Consider the following 16,327-nt stretch of genomic DNA (forward strand, 5'->3'; position numbering starts at 1 on the left):
GCTCCTGTGGCACCACCCGATCCGTCTACCGTCCGTTTCGACGGCCCCTGGATTCATCGCGACATCCATGCCAACGGAATCCGCTTCCACACCGTCGAGGTCGGCGCGTCCGCACCGGATGCGCCGCTCGTCGTCTTGCTGCACGGGTTCGCGGACTTCTGGTGGTCGTGGCGCCATCAGCTGACCGCGCTGTCCGCGGAGGGGTACCGGGCCGTCGCCGTCGACCTCCGCGGCTACGGCGATTCCGACAAACCGCCGCGCGGCTACGACGGGTGGACGCTGGCCGGCGATATCGCCGGCCTCATCCGGGCCATGGGCTACGGCGAGGCCACCCTCGTCGGGCACGCCGACGGTGGCCTCGTCTGCTGGGCGACGGCCGTCCTGCACGCTCGACTCGTCCGGTCGATCGCACTGGTCAGCTCGCCGCATCCCCTCGCGCTCAAGCAGGCCGTCCTCCACGACCGCTACCAGCGCAAGGCCCTGCTGCCCTCGTTCGTGTCCTGCCAGGTGCCGTGGCGTCCCGAACGTCGCCTCACCCGCGACAACGGGTCGGAAGTCGAACGGTTGATCCGCGAACGCTCCGGCCCCACCTGGACGGAGAATCCGGAGTTCGACGTCGTGATGTCACGGATGCGCTCGGCGATTCAGATTCCCGGGACCGCGCACTGCACCCTGGAGTACCAGCGGTGGGCGTTCCGCAGCCAGTTCCGCCCGGACGGCAGCCGGTTCATGGCGTCGATGGATCAGACGCTGCGGATCCCGGTCCTGCACCTCCACGGCGACCTCGACCCGTACGTGCTCGCGGACACCGTGCGCCGCAGTCACCGCTTCGCGCCCACCCAGCAGATGCACACGGTCACCGGTGTCGGTCACTACGCGCACTGGGAGGCCCCGGAACGCGTCAACGCGGCCCTGCTGGACCTCGTCGCACCCCGCACGGTCTGACCGACGGTCAGAGGATGCACGCCCCGGTGTCAACGGCGGCGGACGCCCCGGACGCCGCCTGCAGCTGGCGCGACACCTCGGCGGCGGTGAGCACGAAACCGGTGTCGCTGTTGTCGACGGCGGCGCCGAACACCACCCCGAGCACCCGGCCGTCGCTGTCGACGAGCGGTCCGCCCGAGTTGCCCTGCCGAATGGAACCGCGGACCGTGTACACCTCACGCTGGACGGTTCCCGCCCGGTAGATGTCGGGCCCACTGAGGTCCAGGATCTCGCGGATCCGCGCGGCGCTGGCCGTGTACGGCCCGCCGCCCGGGTAGCCGAGAACCAGGGCGTTGTCGCCGGTCTGGGCAGGCTCGGGCGCGAAGTGGAGTACAGGGGCGTCCAGTCCCGGCACCTCGAGCACCGCGACGTCGGCGGACGGGTCGAACAGCACGACCTCGGCGTCCATCGGCCCGTTCGCGGTGTCGACGACGATGCCCGCCGTCCCCGCGACCACGTGGGCGTTGGTCATCACCCGGTCGGGGGCCACGACGAATCCGGATCCCTCGAGCGCCCGCTGGCAACTCGGGGCCACACCCCGGATCCGCAGCACGCTCGATTGCAGCGAGGACGCGACCGGGCTCTCCAGGACGCTGGCGTCCGGCGGGTCGACGGTCGTGATGGGGGTGCGTCCGAACGGCCCGATGACGTCGGGAAGCCCGGACGTGTCGAGCAGGGCGGTGAACTCGGTGGGCAGTTGCCGCATCCAGGCGGGCGCGATGTTGTCGACAGTTTCGAGGACGGTCGACCCGCGCACCGCCGCCGCCAGCTGGGGCTGGGACGAGGACGTGAGCGGGATCGCCAGCAGCCACGCCGCGACGAACACCGCGACAGCTTGCACGCAGGCGCCGATCACGCTGTCGACGGACCGCGCGACCGGACTGTGCATGCTTCCTCGCGCGGCCCGGCCGAGGACCATGCCCGCGACTTCGCCGACGATCACCAGCACCACGATGAGGGCGATACCGACCAGCACGCGACCGCGGCCCTCGTCCACGTGCACCAGAACGTGCGGGGCGATCAGGATGCCCGCCACCGCACCGAGCACCACCCCGATGAAGGCGAGCACCGACGCCACCGCGCCCTGCCGCCAGCCGGACGTCGCGGCGACGAAGGCGATCAGCACGATCGCCAGGTCGATCCAGTGCGAGCCCGTCATCGCTCGGCCGCCGGCCGGCCGTGACCGTGGGTCAGATGGTCGTCGTCCAGATCGTTGTCGAGTTCGGCGAGGACGGTGTCGAGGTCGCGGATGTCGTGGCGGTCCCACTCCTGTTCCCAGCCGGAGACCGCGAACAGGGCGGCCAGGATGCCGGCCGTGAAACCCCACACGAGCATGCCGTCGACGGCGAACGCGGGCCCCTGGTATCCGGCCGGGTGACGCACCTGGAACCGGTTCCGCGGATCGATCAGGGTGTGCACGGGTACGCGGGCGACACGTTCGGCCTCCGCGGGATCGACCACGCCGACCTCGCTGGGCTTCTCCCAGTACGCGAGGACGGGAGTGACGTCGAAACCGGACGGGGGGATGAAGATCTCCTCGAGCACGGCGAGCGGGCGGACACCCGACGGGTCGAGCCCCGTCTCCTCCTGCGCCTCCCGCAGCGCGGTGGCGATGGGTCCCTCGTCGCCGGGATCGCTGGCGCCCCCGGGGAAGGCCACCTGGCCACTGTGCTGACGCATCGTGGACGCACGCTGGGTGAGCAGGACGTCGGCGTCGGCAGGCAGGCCTCCCGACATCAGCGGGTCCGCCTCGACAGGACCGCCGAACAACACGAGCACCGCCGCCTCACGGGTGGTCGCGCCGCGGGGTGCGCGCCGATCGAGGACGGGGTTGATCCTGTGCGGGTCGGCCGGGGTCCGGTGCACGACCCGGCGGAGCCAGGGCGGAACGGCGACGCCGTCCACGGAGTTCGTCATGCCGCCACCCCCAAGTTCTGTTCGACGGCGTCCGCGATCTCGTCGACGCTGCGGAACGGCTGCGGCAGAACCTTCGCCACCGTGCCGTCGGGCCGGATCAGCACCGACACGGGCAGGACAGGCGGGGCTCCGACCGCGACACGGACACGCCCGTCGCCGTCCTGCACACCGGGAAGCGTGACGGAGTAGTCGACGAGCCGGGACAGCGCGCTGGACTCGTTGGGATCGGTGTGCACCGTAAGCACGGTAACCGCGTCACCCGCACGATCCGAAAACTGCTGCATAAAGGGCAGCTCCTCGGCGCAGGGGCCGCACCAGTAGGCCCACAGGTTCAGCAGCGCCGGTCTGCCACCGAGCGCGGCAGCCAGATCCACCTGGCTGCCGTCGCCCACGCATTCCAGCGTGATGCCGGACAGGACCGAACCCGGCGAAGGCTCGGACGTGGCCGTCGAGGCGGGGCACGATGCCAGGCCCGCCTGTGTCCTCAGTGCCGCGAGCGCGTCGGGATCGGCGCTCACCGCGGTCGGGGTACGACCACCCGAACCGAACCGATCCTGGTACGACGGCACCTCCGCGTCGTCACCCCGCGGCCAGATCGCGACGACGAGAGCCACCACGACGACGAGGGCGGCCAGACTCCACCGCGCTGCGCTAGACACTCGTATCTACCCTCACCTGCCGGCCAGACGCAGCAGATGCTCCGTCTCCGGTCCACGAACCAGTTCGGCGGCGACGTCGGGGTCGATCGGGCCGAGCCCGTACGACGGACAGTCCTTCGCGAGCACACACACCCCGCAGGCGGGCTTGCGGGCGTGGCAGACGCGCCTGCCGTGAAAAATCACCCGGTGCGAGAGCAGCGTCCACTCCTTGCGCTCGATCAGCGCGCCGATCGCGTGCTCGACCTTGACCGGGTCTTCCTCCTCGGTCCACTTCCAGCGTCGGACGAGCCTCCCGAAGTGGGTGTCGACGGTGATCCCCGGCACATCGAACGCATTGCCGAGGATCACGTTGGCCGTCTTCCGGCCGATCCCGGGCAGCGTCACGAGGTCCTTCAGGTTGCCGGGGACCTCGCCGTCGAAGCGTTCGAGCAGAGCCTGCCCGAGCCCGATCAGCGAGTTCGTCTTGTTGCGATAGAAACCGGTGGACCGGATGTACTCCTCGAGTTCGGTGCGTGCGGCCTCCGCGTACGCCTTGGCGTCGGGATAGCGGGCGAACAGCGCCGGCGTCACCATGTTCACCCGCACGTCGGTGCACTGCGCCGAGAGGATGGTCGCGACCGCGAGGTCGAGTGGGGTGGTGAAGTCGAGCTCGCAGTAGACGTGCGGGAAGGCCTCGGCGAGCCGTCGGTTCATTCTCCGGGCGCGCCGGACGAGTCCGAGCCGGGTTTCGTCCTGCTTCGCGGCCCGCGAACGGGTGCGTCCACGCACTTCGGAGCCGTCGCTGGGGGTCGCATGCACGGGATCAACTCTACGGATACCCGACCGATCCGAATCGCCGCTGTGTCGCTTCTGAGACATTTGCAGTGTTTACTTCCCGGTATGCAAGGTCTCGCTGTGGTCCTCTTCCCAGTGCTGCTGATGCTGTTCGCGCTGGCAATGGAGCGGGTGGAGTTCAGACTCCGCCGGCTCACCGTTCGTCAGCAAGAGGTGGAAGAGTTCCTCGACCAGGCAAGTCACGACGAAGTGGCCACCCTGGCCCACGAAGGTTTCCCCCACGCATTGGCACGCTTCCATCGACGTCGCAAGGGTCGGTCGGGCTTCGAATCCGACGACGCCGCCGTCACCGAAGTGGGCTCGCGGCGCGCCAGCTGAGCGCTGGGAAGCCCCCGAATCAGCACACCGCAGGACGCATCCCCCGGTTAACTTTTACGACTTCCGTGGTATCGGTCACTCAGACCGAGCCGTCTCAACGTAGACTTCAGAGCCGTACCTGTTGCACAGCGACACGCCGCGGATCACCGGGGCATCGTCGACATGCAGCAAATCGCGCACAATATGCATACAGACGAACAATATTCCCAAGGAGCGCACGTGGACGACGTCCTGGCAAGAGCCGGCATCTTCCAAGGAGTCGAGCCCTCAGCGGTAGCGGCGCTGACCAAGCAGCTGCAGCCTGTCGACTTCCCCCGCGGACATGTCATCTTCAACGAAGGTGAGCCCGGTGACCGCCTGTACATCATCGTTTCCGGCAAGGTGAAGATCGGCCGCCGCTCGCCGGACGGCCGTGAGAACCTGCTGACGATCATGGGCCCGTCCGACATGTTCGGTGAGCTGTCCATCTTCGACCCGGGCCCGCGTACGTCCACCGCCACGACGGTCACCGAGGTCCGCGCGGTCAGCATGGACCGCGAAGCACTCAAGGCGTGGATCGACCACCGGCCCGAGATCGCCGAACAGCTCCTGCGGGTGCTCGCGCGCCGTCTGCGTCGTACCAACAACAACCTGGCCGACCTCATCTTCACGGATGTCCCCGGTCGTGTCGCCAAGGCGCTGCTGCAGCTCGCGCAGCGGTTCGGCACCCAGGAGGCGGGTTCGCTGCGCGTTACCCACGACCTCACGCAGGAAGAGATCGCCCAGCTCGTCGGCGCTTCCCGTGAGACCGTCAACAAAGCGCTCGCCGACTTCGCGCACCGCGGATGGCTGCGCCTCGAAGGCAAGAGCGTGCTGATCTCCGACTCCGAGCGCCTGGCGCGTCGCGCGCGGTAGTCCCCGCACCTACGACTTCGGCCACCCCCTCACACCGAGGGGGTGGCCGAAGTCGTTTCAGTGGCTAGTCGAGGCTGCGCAGGTAGGCGAGCTGCACGTTGACGGACTTCTCCGCCACCGGCCACAGCTTCGGGTCGACGTCCGAGTAGACGTGCTCGACCACGTCGCGAACGGTGGGTGCGCCGCCGAGCGCGCCGAGCGCGGCCCGCACCTGTTCGAGTCGCTCCTCGCGATGATCGAGGTACTGCTGCGCGACGACGTTCAGGTCGGGTAGTTCGGGTCCGTGGCCGGGCATCACCCGGTGTCCGGTTCCGAGGTCCAGTAGGCGGCGCAGCGACGACAGGTAGTCGCCGAGATCGCCGTCCGTGTCGTCGAGCACCGTGGTGCCGCGGCCGAGGATCGTGTCGCCGGTGAGGACGGTGCCCTCACCTTCCACGGTGAAGGACACCGAATCCTTCGTGTGCCCGGGCGTGGCGATCACCGTGAGGGTGAGCCCCGCGACGTCGATGGTCTCGCCGTCCACGAGGGTTTCGCCGCCGCCGCGGAGAAATTCGGGGTCCACCGACCGCACGGGCGCGCCGGTGAGTTCGAAGAACCGCTGCACCCCCCCGGTGTGGTCGAAATGACGGTGGGTGATCAGCGTCAGTGCGACCGGTCCGAGTGCCGCGACGCGGGCGAGATGCTCCTCGTCGGCGTCACCCGGATCGACCACCACACACTCGTCCCGGCCCGGCGCACGCAGAATCCACGTGTTGGTTCCGTCGAGCGTCATCATGCCGGGATTGTTCTCGAGCATCACCGAGACGATCGGGGTGACCTCCCGCACCTGGGCGTAGGCCGGATGGGCAAGCGTCATGGCGCTACTTCTCCGGCCGCACTTCGGCGATCAGCTCCACCTCGACGGGGGCGCCGAGCGGCAATTCCGCGACGCCGACAGCCGAACGCGCGTGGGCCCCGGCGTCGCCGAACACCTCGCCGAGGAATTCGGAAGCGCCGTTCACAACGCCGGGCTGACCGGTGAATCCCTCGGCGGACGCGACGAATCCGACGACCTTCACGATCCGCACCACCGAGTCGATGCCGACGAGCGCGTCGACCGCCGCCAGCGCGTTGAGTGCGCAGGCCCGGGCCGCGGCCTTGGCGTCTTCGTCCGACACGCCGGCGCCGAGCTTGCCTGCGATCGTCAGCTTGCCCTCGACGATCGGCAGCTGCCCCGACGTGTAGACGTAGTTGCCGGTGCGCACGGCGGGCACGTAGGCGGCCACCGGCGGAACGACGGACGGCAGCGTGATGCCGAGCTCGGCGAGGCGGGCGGACCAGTTCTGTGTCTCTGCCACGGCCGTCAGCCCTTCGGGCGCTTCAGGTACGCGACGTGCTGCTCACCGGTGGGCCCGGGCAGAACCGTCACCAGTTCCCAGCCGTCGGTGCCCCACTGGTCGAGGATCTGCTTGGTCGCATGTGTGAGCAGCGGAACGGTGGCGTACTCCCAGGAAGTCAATTCACTCATGCCGGTGAGCCTATCCCCCGCACATCCCGGCTCCCAGACTTATAGGCTCGACCCCGTGGTTGCATCCTCAGACCAGCTCACCCCGACGTGGCCCGAGAAGGCCGCGCAGGCCCGGCTGCACTTCGTCTCCGGAAAGGGCGGCACCGGAAAGTCCACGGTGGCCGCCGCGTTGGCTCTCGCGCTGGCGGAGGGTGGGCGTCGCGTGCTGCTGGTGGAAGTCGAGGGCCGGCAGGGGATCGCCCAGCTCTTCGACGTGCCCCCGCTGCCGCCGAAGGAGACGAAAGTCGCGGCGGCCGAGGGTGGCGGGGAGGTCATGGCCCTGGCCATCGACATCGAGACCGCATTCCTCGAATACCTCGAGATGTTCTACAATCTCGGGTTCGCGGGCCGCGCGATGCGCAAGTTCGGCGCGATCGAGTTCGCCACCACCATCGCACCGGGGCTTCGGGACGTGCTGCTGACCGGCAAGATCAAGGAATGTGTGGTGCGCACCGACAAGTCCGGCAAGCGGGCGTACGACGCCGTCGTCGTCGACGCCCCGCCGACCGGGCGGATCGGCAACTTCCTCGACGTGACGAAGGCGATGGCTGACCTCGCGAAGGGCGGGCCGGTGCGCTCGCAGAGCGAGGGCGTGGTGCGCCTGCTGCATTCCGACGAGACCGTCGTCCACCTCGTGACGCTGCTCGAGGCGCTTCCGGTGCAGGAGACCACCGACGCCGCAGAGGAACTGGCCCGCGCCGATCTGCGACTGGGCACCATCGTCGTCAACCGCACCAGCCCGCAGTTCCTGCCCGCCGAGACGCTGGCCGACGCCGCGAAGGGTCGCATCGACGCCGAGGCCATTCGGGCCGGGCTGAAGAAGAGCGGGATCACCCTCGACGACGAGGATTTCGCCGGGTTGCTCACCGAGACGATCGAGCACGCGTCCGTCCTCGAGGCGCAGGAGGAGAGCGCCGGAGCGCTCAGCGAAGTGGACGGGGCGCGACTGCATCTGCCGTCCCTCGCCGACGGTGTCGACCTGGGCGGGCTGTACGAACTCGCCGAATATCTGACGGAACAGGGTGTCCGATGACCCAGACAACTGAACACGAGCGTCGCCGCACCGCCTCCGCTCTCGATGTCGCGGGGATTCTGGAGAACAAGGCCACGCGGATCGTCGTGTGCTGCGGCGCCGGTGGCGTCGGCAAGACCACCACGGCCGCATCGCTGGCACTGCGCGCGGCGGAGCAGGGGCGGAAGGTGGTCGTGCTGACCATCGACCCGGCGCGCCGGCTCGCTCAGGCCCTCGGCGTCGCGGAACTCGACAACTCGCCGCAACCCGTGCAGCTCGGACCGGAAGCGACGGGCGAACTGCACGCCATGATGCTCAACATGCGTCGCACGTTCGACGAGATGGTCATCGAGCACTCCACACCGGAGAAGGCCGAGCAGATTCTCGCGAACCCCTTCTATCAGACCGTCGCCACCTCGTTTTCGGGAACGCAGGAGTACATGGCGATGGAGAAGCTGGGGCAACTCGCCTCCAGCGACAAATGGGACCTTGTGATCGTCGACACCCCGCCGTCCCGCAACGCCCTGGACTTCCTCGACGCACCCCAGCGTCTGGGCGCATTCCTCGACGGTCGCATGATCCGGTTGCTCACCGCGCCGGGTCGCGGTCTCACCCGGCTCGTCACCGGTGCGATGGGCCTCGCGCTGCGCGGCGTCTCCACCATCGTGGGTAGTCAGATGCTGTCGGACGCCTCGAGTTTCGTGCAGTCACTGGACTCGATGTTCGGCGGTTTCCGGGAAAGGGCAACGCGCACCTACGAATTGCTCCGGCAGCCGGGCACCAAATTTCTGGTGATCGCGGCAGCGGAGCCGGATGCACTGCGGGAGGCGGCGTTCTTCGTCGACCGGCTCGCAGGCGACGAAATGCCGCTCGCGGGCCTCGTCCTGAATCGGACGCACCCCACTCTCAGTTCCCTGTCGGCCGATCATGCGGTCACTGCCGCCGACCAACTCGGGGACCAAGACCCCCTCACCGCTGCTGTGCTGCGGATCCACGCCCATCGGGCGGTGATCGCCAAGCGTGAGGTCCAACTGCTGACCCGGTTCACGGCCGCCCACCCTCGGGTGCCGATCGTCGGCGTGCCCTCACTGCCGTTCGAGGTGTCGGACCTCGAGGCCTTGAGAGCGGTAGGTGACCAGCTCACCCGCACGAGCTGATCAGCTCGCTGCCGGAGAACCGGTCACCGCCTGTGGCTTAACTGTCCTGAGAATCAGATCCCGAACGTCAGACAGCGGACTGGTGCTGCCGCTGAGCTTCGAAGAAATCGGACCATGATTCCACCTCGGGGTGCTGCTTGAGCAACGCCCGGCGCTGACGTTCCGTCATGCCACCCCACACGCCGAACTCGACACGATTGTCGAGAGCATCGGCTCCGCACTGCATCAATACCGGGCAATGCCGGCAAATGGTTGCGGCCTTGCGCTGTGCTGCGCCGCGTACAAAGAGTTGATCGGGATCGACTTCCCGGCAACGGGCCTGGGTGACCCAGGCGATTCGCGCTTCTGCTTGCTCGACGTCCAGACGGCTGGTTGGGGTGGTCATGTGCATTCGTTTCCCCTCTTCGAGTCTGCGCAACTCAGCACGTAGCACGCCGAGGCTGCACCACATAAGCGATGGGGTGTTATCTCCATCACACTGTTCCAACAATTTAGGTAAAGAAACCGCAACGCGCAAGACGAAGAACACGCTTTTTTGGTACGCCCGTCCATACCCCGTGCTCAGGGCTTTTTCCTGGCCGAATTCCGCGCCCAACCAGCGCACCCTCAGACCCCACGTAGTCTGTAGATCGTGTCGATTGCAAAAACAGTGGGGAAGCTCGCAGGATCCTCCGCCTTGGCAGGAGTGCTCCTCGCCGGCGTGATGTTTCCTCTCGCCGGCGGGTTCGGTTACGCCTCCAACAGGGCGGCTGACACCGTCGACAACGTCTCCGCCGAACTGGTCGAAGGAACGGTTCCCGCGGTCTCGACGATGGTCGACTCGGCAGGCAATCCCATCGCGTGGCTGTACGACCAGCGGCGCTTCGAAGTGCCCAGCGACAAGATCTCCAACGAGATGAAGCTCGCCATCGTTTCCGTCGAGGACCGCCGGTTCCCGGAGCACAAGGGCGTCGACTGGCAGGGCACGATGCGCGCCTTCCTGACCAACACCACGAGCGGAGAGGTGCAGCAGGGCGCGTCCACCCTCGACCAGCAGTATGTGAAGAACTACCAGCTGCTCGTCGTAGCCAAGACCGACGCCGAACGCCGTGCGGCGATCGAGACGACGCCCGCCCGCAAGATCCGCGAGATCCGGATGGCGCTGACGCTCGACAAGGAACTCACCAAGGACGAGATCCTCACCCGTTACCTCAACCTGGTGCCGTTCGGCAACGCCTCGTTCGGCATCCAGGACGCCGCACAGACCTACTTCGGCATCGACGCGTCCGAACTGAACACGCAGCAGTCCGCGATGCTCGCCGGCATGGTGCAGTCGAGTTCGGCGCTGAACCCGTACACGAACCCCGAGGGCGTCCTCGAACGACGCAACGTGGTTCTCGACACGATGATCTCGAATATCCCCGAGCGCGCCGCCGAGCTCCGGCAGCTCAAGGAGACGCCCCTCGGCGTGCTGCCCGAGCCCAACCGGCTGCCCCGCGGGTGCATCGCCGCCGGCGACCGCGGCTTCTTCTGCGACTACGCCCTGCAGTACCTGGCCAATGCCGGCATCAGCCGCGAGCAGATCGACAAGGGCGGCTACCTGATCAAGACCACGCTCGACCCCGCGGTCCAGGCGTCGACCAAGGCGGCGCTCAGCGCGAACGCCAGCCCGGGACTCGACGGCATCGCGAACGTCATGAACGTGGTCCAGCCCGGCCAGGATTCGCACCGGATCCTCTCGATGGGAAGTAGCCGCACGTACGGCCTCGATGCGAACGCCAACGAGACCGTGCAGGCGCAGCCGTACTCACTGGCCGGTCACGGCGCCGGGTCGATCTTCAAGATCTTCACGACGGCCGCGGCCATGGAGAAGGGCCTCGGCACGAACGCCATCCTGGACGTGCCCGGGCGGTTCGAGGCCCGGGGCATGGGTAGCGGTGGCGCGCGCGGCTGCCCCGCGTCCACGTACTGCGTCGAGAACGCGGGCAAATACCCGGCGGCGCTGTCGGTGACGGACGCGCTGGCACAGTCGCCCAACACCGCGTTCGTCAAGCTCATCCAGGCGACCGGCGTCGCCCCCACCGTCGACATGGCGGTGCGGCTGGGTCTGCGCTCGTACGCCCAGCCCGGCACGTCGGGATTCGACGACCGCAGCATGGCCGACTTCCAGAAGGATCAGAACCTGGGTTCGTTCACCCTCGGGCCCACCTGGATCAATCCCCTGGAACTGTCGAATGTCGCGGCGACGCTCGCCTCGCACGGCAAGTGGTGCCCGCCCACCCCCATCGATTCGGTCTTCGACCGTGAAGGCAAGCCCGTCTCGGTCACCCAGCAGGCCTGCGAGCAGGTGGTCGAACCGGGCCTCGCCGACACCCTCACCAACGCCATGAGCAAGGACGACAAGCCCGGCGGCACGTCCGCCGGCGCGGCGGGCAGCGTCGGGTGGACGCTCCCGATGGCAGGCAAGACGGGTACCACGGAGTCCCACATGTCCTCGGGCTTCCTCGGATTCACCAACAACTTCGCCGCCGCTGTCTACGTGTTCGGTGACTCACCGACGCCGGGTGAGATCTGCTCCGCCCCGCTGCGGCCGTGTGGCGACGGAAACCTGTTCGGCGGAAACGAACCGGCGCGGACCTGGTATGCGGCGATGAATCCGATCGCCAACAACTTCGGGCCGACGACGCTGCCGCCGGTCGACCAGAAGTACGCGCGGGGTTCCCAGAACGGTCAGGTTCCGGACGTCACCGGGCTGAGCCAGTCGGCCGCGACGTCCCGTCTGCAGGGCGCGGGGTTCACCGTGAACGCGGTCACCACGGAGTCGCAGGCGACCAAGGGGACGGTCACGAGTTCATCGCCGTCCGGTTCGGCCATTCCCGGGTCGACCATCACGATCTACGTCAGCGACGGATCGGTGAAGGCCGCACCCCCGCAGGCGCCGGCTCAGGGGATCCCCGTTCCGCCCATCCAGCTGCCCGGCCTGCCGCCGATCCAGCTGCCGCCCATACCTCGGTGACCGCAGGTGAGTGGGAAAGTGTGTCGACGCACGCTTTCCCACTCACCTCGGGGAGTCAGAGCCGGGACTTCACCGCGTGCGAGAGCCGCGAACCATCCGCCTTGCCGCCCGCGAGTGCGCCGGCGGCCTTCATGACCTGACCCATCTGACGCACGCCGGGACGCTCACCGATTTCCTCGGCCACCTGAGCGATCGCGGTGTCCACGACGTCGACCAGTTCCGCGTCGGTCAGCGGCGTCGGGAGGTACTCGTCGATGATCTGCGCCTCGGCTCGCTCCTGCGCTGCCAGCTCACCTCGACCGTTCTCGGTGTAGATCTCGGCGGACTCGCCGCGCTTCTTCGACTCCTTCGCGAGGACCTTCAGCACCTCGTCGTCGGTGAGTTCGCGGGCTTCCTTGCCGGAGACCTCTTCGGTCTGCACGGCGGCCATCAGCATGCGGATGGTGGCGGTGCGCAGCGAATCCCTGGCCTTCATGGCGGCCGTCATGTCGGAGCGCAGTCTTGCTTTCAGTGAATCTGGCATGGGCGAAACGCTACGCGCCCCGATTCGTCCACTGCATCTCGATTGCGCTCATCAGTATCCTGGAAGAGTGTCTGACGAGTTCCGTGCCAACCTGACCCGCGCCGCCCTGGGTACGGCGGGTGCCGCCGCCCTCGGCATCGGCTACGCCTCGCTCATCGAGCGCAATGCGTTCGCGCTGCGTGAGGTCACGATGCCGGTACTCGAACCCGGGTCGTCGACGCTCCGTGTGCTGCACATCAGCGACCTGCACATGATGCCCGGACAGCGGCTGAAACAGAACTGGCTGCGGGAACTGGACAACCTCGACCCCGACCTCGTCGTGAACACCGGCGACAACCTGTCGCACCAGCGGGCGGTGCCCGCAGTGGTCCAGGCGCTGGGGAATCTGCTCGCCCGCCCCGGACTGTTCGTCTTCGGCAGCAACGACTACTTCGCGCCCAAGCCGAAGAACCCGCTCGAGTACTTCCGCAAGGAACACAAACGCGTCCTCGGGGAGCCGCTGCCGTGGGGCGACCTGCGGGCCGCGTTCACCGAGCGCGGCTGGTTCGACGTCACGCACGTCCGCCGCGACCTCGAGGTGTCGGGTGTCCGGATCGCGTCGGCCGGTGTCGACGATCCGCACCTCAAGCGCGACCGGTACGACACCATCGCCGGTCCGCCCAATCCGCTGGCCGATCTCCGGCTGGGCATCACCCACTCGCCCGAGCCGCGGGTGCTCGACCGGTTCGCGGACGACGGCTACGACCTCGTGCTGGCGGGCCACACGCACGGTGGTCAGCTGTGCGTGCCGTTCTACGGCGCGCTGGTCACCAATTGCGACATCGACCGTTCGCGGGTGAAGGGTCCGTCCAAGTGGGGTGCGCACACCCAGCTGCACGTGTCCGCGGGGATCGGGACGTCGCCGTGGGCGCCCGCCCGCTTCTGCTGCCGCCCCGAGGCGACGCTCCTGACGTTGGTTCCGGCTCAGCGCGGCGGCTCGGACGCCGACGCCGCCCGGGGTCGCACCGAGTCGTCGGAGAGCACCGTTTTACGCAACTGACCAGGGGATTTAATGGTGACTGGCTGGGTAATGTAAGCTAGCCGAGGTTCAACACGGGGTGTGGCGCAGCTTGGTAGCGCGCTTCGTTCGGGACGAAGAGGTCGTGGGTTCAAATCCCGCCACCCCGACAGTGTGAGACACCGAGAAGAGGCCTTGACCGGTTCGCCGGCCAAGGCCTCTTCTGCATGGTGGAGGCGTTTTCCGGTTGTAAGACCCCGCGAACACCCGACCGAAACCTCAGGCTAGCCTCACCTCATGTCTTCGAGGCTCTACGTACGCGCCGGGCTGGTTGCCCTGGCCACCGTCTTTCTCGCCGCCTGCGGCACCACCGACACCGGGTCGTCCGCCGGCAACGCCGACGTCGCCACCGGCGGCCGCCTGTTCGCCACGGCGGACGCCGAGACCGCCAAGCTCGGCACCGACGCCGAACCGGGCGTCTACCCCCGAACCATCACCCACGCGCTCGGGGAGACCGTCATCGAGAAGAAGCCCGAACGGGTGATCGTCCTCGACGGCGGTGAGCTGGACGACGTGCTCTCCCTGGGAATCACGCCCGTCGGGCTGGCCAGCCCCGAGAGCGCCGCCGGTCAGCCGTCCTACCTCGCCGACAAGCTGGCCGGGGTGCCGGACGTCGGGACGACCAACAACCTGAACCTCGAGGCGATCTCAGCGCTGCAGCCCGACCTGATCGTGGGCAGCAAGCTGCGCGCCGACAAGCTGTACCCGCAGCTGTCGTCCATCGCACCGACCGTGTTCGGCATCCGCCCCGGTTTCCCGTGGAAGGAGAACTTCCTGCTGGTCGCCGATGCCCTCGGTGCGGAGACCAAGGCGGAGGAGGTGCTCAACGCCTATCAGACCCGCGCCGACGAGGTCCGGGAGTCCATCACGGGCGAGCCGACGATCTCGCTGGTCCGGTTCATGTCCGGCAAGATCCGCCTGTACGGCAATCTGTCGTTCATCGGCGTCATCCTGGAGGATGTCGGACTTCCGCGTCCGACGGTGCAGAACGTCGACGAACTCGCCGTCGAGGTGAGCCAGGAGACGATCGGTGAGGCGAATGCCGACCGGATCTTCTACTCCAGCTACGGCGCGCCCGAGACCACCGACGAGTCGACCGTGGTCGGCGGCCCGCTGTGGAATCAGATGCAGGCCGTGAAGGACGGCAAGGCCGTGAATGTGAGCGACGAGACCTGGTTCCTCGCGCTGGGGCCCACCGGGGCGATGCTCGTCCTCGACGACCTCGAGAACATGCTCGCGGTTTGAGTCACTGCGGGGCAGGCATGAACGCGTCGTAGATTGCCTGCGGCGCACCGTCCATGGCCCAGATGACCATGAGCCCGACGGCCACCGTGAGGGCGGGCCCGAGCACAACCTTCTCGAAGGGCCCGCCCGCCCGGATGGACAGGAACGACGGAAGCCGGAACTCCCACCACCGTTCCTTGCCGAGTGTGAGGAACGGGGCGAGGAAGGGGACGCCTTCCTTGGTGATGGCGTCCCCGAGGCAGTGGGTGGCGCAGCCCAGGGCCACCGCGACTCCGAGTCCGGTGGAACCGGCCTCGGTGGGATACGACTGCCAGGTGAGCGCGGACAGCACTGCGGCGACCGCCGAAACCGCCAGCCAGCCTTTTTCTTTGGCCAGCTCCCCGGCCAGCCCTCGGAGGGCGAGCCCGAGGCAGACGAACAGCGTCGCGATGATGGCCGGCTTGCCGAACTGGACGACCAGCGCGGACACCCCGGCCCCGATGCCGGCGGCGAACAGGGCTGTGTGGGTGAGCGTGCGGTGCCCGCCGCGCCGCTTGCCGTCGCGTTTGCCCTTGGTGACGGTGTAGAAGCCCAGCGACACCGCGTCGACGCCCTTCGCTACGACACTGCTGACCGGACCGAACGAGCGCGAGACCGTGGACTGGCTCGTGTCCAGGTCCGGGAGAAGCGCCGCTCCGGCGCACACCGCCGCGAACGTGAAGGTTTCGGCGGTCGAGGTGGGGCCACCCCAGTCGAGGGGCAGCAGATCTGCCACCGCCAGACCGACAGCCGCACCGGACATTGCATGGGTGGGACCCATCACCATGGAAGACAGCACCTTTCGACCCCGACTCGGGACACGGTCATCCGAGCCGGTGTCCTGACACCGCCCAACCTAGCAACAACATCCGACACACCCGTCACACCCCTGTGAGTACTTGTTAACCGCGGGGGGTTAACAAGTACTCACGGGCGCGAAGCGCAGTGGCGTCCGCACCCGCCGAAGGGGGATGATGGATTTGTGCGTGCAGTCGGGCGAAGGAGGGTCGTCGTGGAAACTGTGATCGTGTTCGTTCTCGCCGTTCTGCTCTATTGGTGGGGCCTGCTCTAAGCCCAATACCGTTCAGTTAGTGAACAAGGATGGTGCATTTCGGCGGTTGAGTGGGTTGTGGATGGTGTTGGTGGTGTGCGCGTTTGGCGGGCCATT

18 protein-coding genes and 1 tRNA gene are annotated in these 16,327 nt (G+C 67.8%); 9 read left to right on the forward strand and 10 right to left on the reverse strand.

Annotated elements, in window-relative coordinates:
* Positions 1–6: 6 nt before the first annotated feature.
* Positions 7–945, forward strand: a complete 939-nt coding sequence (locus ACFVJ3_RS40570; RefSeq protein ID WP_378457435.1) for an alpha/beta fold hydrolase — start codon at positions 7–9, stop codon at positions 943–945.
* Positions 946–952: 7 nt separating this feature from the next.
* On the opposite strand, the gene marP is transcribed toward ACFVJ3_RS40570, so the two are convergent.
* The 4 genes from marP to nth are packed head-to-tail and all read right to left on the reverse strand — an operon-like array spanning position 953 to position 4,418.
* Positions 953–2,143, reverse strand: coding sequence for an acid resistance serine protease MarP (marP, locus tag ACFVJ3_RS40575; RefSeq protein WP_378457436.1), 1,191 nt, complete (start codon positions 2,141–2,143; stop codon positions 953–955).
* Positions 2,140–2,901, reverse strand: a complete 762-nt coding sequence (locus ACFVJ3_RS40580) for an NUDIX hydrolase (RefSeq protein WP_378457437.1) — start codon at positions 2,899–2,901, stop codon at positions 2,140–2,142. The genes marP and ACFVJ3_RS40580 overlap by 4 nt, the downstream gene beginning before the upstream one ends.
* Positions 2,898–3,560, reverse strand: a complete 663-nt coding sequence (locus ACFVJ3_RS40585; protein ID WP_378457438.1) for a TlpA family protein disulfide reductase — start codon at positions 3,558–3,560, stop codon at positions 2,898–2,900. The genes ACFVJ3_RS40580 and ACFVJ3_RS40585 overlap by 4 nt, the downstream gene beginning before the upstream one ends.
* A gap of 12 nt (positions 3,561–3,572) precedes the next feature.
* Positions 3,573–4,418 carry an endonuclease III gene (gene nth, locus ACFVJ3_RS40590; protein ID WP_378457439.1) on the reverse strand — a complete coding sequence of 282 codons (846 nt, stop codon included), beginning with the start codon at positions 4,416–4,418 and terminating at the stop codon, positions 3,573–3,575.
* A 21-nt stretch (positions 4,419–4,439) separates the two neighbouring features.
* Here nth and ACFVJ3_RS40595 point away from each other — a divergent pair, with 21 nt between their 5' ends.
* Entirely contained in the window at positions 4,440–4,712 is a 273-nt protein-coding gene (locus ACFVJ3_RS40595) for a hypothetical protein (RefSeq protein ID WP_005248489.1), read from the forward strand.
* Between the two features lie 219 nt (positions 4,713–4,931).
* Positions 4,932–5,606 (forward strand): Crp/Fnr family transcriptional regulator, encoded by a 675-nt coding sequence (locus ACFVJ3_RS40600; protein WP_005256089.1) that lies wholly within the window; start codon positions 4,932–4,934, stop codon positions 5,604–5,606.
* A gap of 64 nt (positions 5,607–5,670) precedes the next feature.
* On the opposite strand, the gene ACFVJ3_RS40605 is transcribed toward ACFVJ3_RS40600, so the two are convergent.
* Genes ACFVJ3_RS40605 through ACFVJ3_RS40615 form a run of 3 tightly spaced genes read right to left on the reverse strand, consistent with a single transcriptional unit; the run spans position 5,671 to position 7,113 of the window.
* Entirely contained in the window at positions 5,671–6,462 is a 792-nt protein-coding gene (locus ACFVJ3_RS40605; RefSeq protein ID WP_378457440.1) for an MBL fold metallo-hydrolase, read from the reverse strand.
* A gap of 4 nt (positions 6,463–6,466) precedes the next feature.
* Complete coding sequence (locus ACFVJ3_RS40610) at positions 6,467–6,943, reverse strand: RidA family protein (protein ID WP_378457441.1); 477 nt, start codon at positions 6,941–6,943, stop codon at positions 6,467–6,469.
* A gap of 5 nt (positions 6,944–6,948) precedes the next feature.
* The gene (locus tag ACFVJ3_RS40615; RefSeq protein ID WP_005248493.1) at positions 6,949–7,113 is read right to left on the reverse strand and encodes a DUF4177 domain-containing protein; all 165 of its coding nucleotides are present in this window, start codon (positions 7,111–7,113) and stop codon (positions 6,949–6,951) included.
* Between the two features lie 55 nt (positions 7,114–7,168).
* Here ACFVJ3_RS40615 and ACFVJ3_RS40620 point away from each other — a divergent pair, with 55 nt between their 5' ends.
* Together ACFVJ3_RS40620 and ACFVJ3_RS40625 are read left to right on the forward strand one after the other, a co-directional pair.
* Positions 7,169–8,185, forward strand: coding sequence for an ArsA-related P-loop ATPase (locus tag ACFVJ3_RS40620; RefSeq protein WP_378457442.1), 1,017 nt, complete (start codon positions 7,169–7,171; stop codon positions 8,183–8,185).
* On the forward strand, positions 8,182–9,321 hold the full coding sequence (locus ACFVJ3_RS40625) for an ArsA family ATPase (protein ID WP_378457443.1): 1,140 nt from the start codon (positions 8,182–8,184) through the stop codon (positions 9,319–9,321). The genes ACFVJ3_RS40620 and ACFVJ3_RS40625 overlap by 4 nt, the downstream gene beginning before the upstream one ends.
* Before the next feature lie 67 nt (positions 9,322–9,388).
* On the opposite strand, the gene ACFVJ3_RS40630 is transcribed toward ACFVJ3_RS40625, so the two are convergent.
* A complete protein-coding gene (locus tag ACFVJ3_RS40630; RefSeq protein WP_005248496.1) occupies positions 9,389–9,712 on the reverse strand; it encodes a WhiB family transcriptional regulator in 324 nt (107 codons plus the stop codon).
* Positions 9,713–9,970: 258 nt separating this feature from the next.
* Here ACFVJ3_RS40630 and ACFVJ3_RS40635 point away from each other — a divergent pair, with 258 nt between their 5' ends.
* Positions 9,971–12,316: a penicillin-binding protein gene (locus ACFVJ3_RS40635; protein WP_378457448.1), complete on the forward strand. Its 2,346-nt coding sequence runs from the start codon at positions 9,971–9,973 to the stop codon at positions 12,314–12,316.
* Between the two features lie 55 nt (positions 12,317–12,371).
* Here ACFVJ3_RS40635 and ACFVJ3_RS40640 read toward each other — a convergent pair whose 3' ends face one another.
* Positions 12,372–12,839 carry a GatB/YqeY domain-containing protein gene (locus ACFVJ3_RS40640; RefSeq protein ID WP_378457444.1) on the reverse strand — a complete coding sequence of 156 codons (468 nt, stop codon included), beginning with the start codon at positions 12,837–12,839 and terminating at the stop codon, positions 12,372–12,374.
* 67 nt (positions 12,840–12,906) lie between these two features.
* Here ACFVJ3_RS40640 and ACFVJ3_RS40645 point away from each other — a divergent pair, with 67 nt between their 5' ends.
* The 3 genes from ACFVJ3_RS40645 (at position 12,907) to ACFVJ3_RS40655 (ending at position 15,141) form a co-directional block, all read left to right on the forward strand.
* Positions 12,907–13,878, forward strand: a complete 972-nt coding sequence (locus tag ACFVJ3_RS40645; protein WP_378457445.1) for a metallophosphoesterase — start codon at positions 12,907–12,909, stop codon at positions 13,876–13,878.
* A 54-nt stretch (positions 13,879–13,932) separates the two neighbouring features.
* A tRNA-Pro gene (locus tag ACFVJ3_RS40650) sits at positions 13,933–14,006 on the forward strand.
* 127 nt (positions 14,007–14,133) lie between these two features.
* Positions 14,134–15,141, forward strand: coding sequence for an ABC transporter substrate-binding protein (locus tag ACFVJ3_RS40655; protein WP_378457446.1), 1,008 nt, complete (start codon positions 14,134–14,136; stop codon positions 15,139–15,141).
* 1 nt (position 15,142) lies between these two features.
* On the opposite strand, the gene ACFVJ3_RS40660 is transcribed toward ACFVJ3_RS40655, so the two are convergent.
* Entirely contained in the window at positions 15,143–15,946 is an 804-nt protein-coding gene (locus ACFVJ3_RS40660; RefSeq protein WP_378457447.1) for a metal-dependent hydrolase, read from the reverse strand.
* Between the last annotated feature and the right edge of the window lie 381 nt (positions 15,947–16,327).

The organism is Rhodococcus sp. NPDC127593 (assembly GCF_042671975.1).
Taxonomy (GTDB): Bacteria; Actinomycetota; Actinomycetes; order Mycobacteriales; family Mycobacteriaceae; genus Rhodococcus_F.

What these genes read in the sequence shown, in the direction of transcription:
- ACFVJ3_RS40625 (WP_378457443.1), top strand. Translation starts at nt 8,182, where the DNA reads ATGACCCAGACAACTGAACACGAGCGTCGCCGCACCGCCTCCGCTCTC.
- nth (WP_378457439.1), bottom strand. Translation starts at nt 4,418, where the DNA reads ATGTCTCAGAAGCGACACAGCGGCGATTCGGATCGGTCGGGTATCCGT.
- ACFVJ3_RS40605 (WP_378457440.1), bottom strand. Translation starts at nt 6,462, where the DNA reads ATGACGCTTGCCCATCCGGCCTACGCCCAGGTGCGGGAGGTCACCCCG.
- ACFVJ3_RS40595 (WP_005248489.1), top strand. Translation starts at nt 4,440, where the DNA reads ATGCAAGGTCTCGCTGTGGTCCTCTTCCCAGTGCTGCTGATGCTGTTC.
- ACFVJ3_RS40655 (WP_378457446.1), top strand. Translation starts at nt 14,134, where the DNA reads ATGTCTTCGAGGCTCTACGTACGCGCCGGGCTGGTTGCCCTGGCCACC.
- ACFVJ3_RS40615 (WP_005248493.1), bottom strand. Translation starts at nt 7,113, where the DNA reads ATGAGTGAATTGACTTCCTGGGAGTACGCCACCGTTCCGCTGCTCACA.
- marP (WP_378457436.1), bottom strand. Translation starts at nt 2,143, where the DNA reads ATGACGGGCTCGCACTGGATCGACCTGGCGATCGTGCTGATCGCCTTC.
- ACFVJ3_RS40580 (WP_378457437.1), bottom strand. Translation starts at nt 2,901, where the DNA reads ATGACGAACTCCGTGGACGGCGTCGCCGTTCCGCCCTGGCTCCGCCGG.
- ACFVJ3_RS40630 (WP_005248496.1), bottom strand. Translation starts at nt 9,712, where the DNA reads ATGCACATGACCACCCCAACCAGCCGTCTGGACGTCGAGCAAGCAGAA.
- ACFVJ3_RS40660 (WP_378457447.1), bottom strand. Translation starts at nt 15,946, where the DNA reads ATGGTGATGGGTCCCACCCATGCAATGTCCGGTGCGGCTGTCGGTCTG.
- ACFVJ3_RS40640 (WP_378457444.1), bottom strand. Translation starts at nt 12,839, where the DNA reads ATGCCAGATTCACTGAAAGCAAGACTGCGCTCCGACATGACGGCCGCC.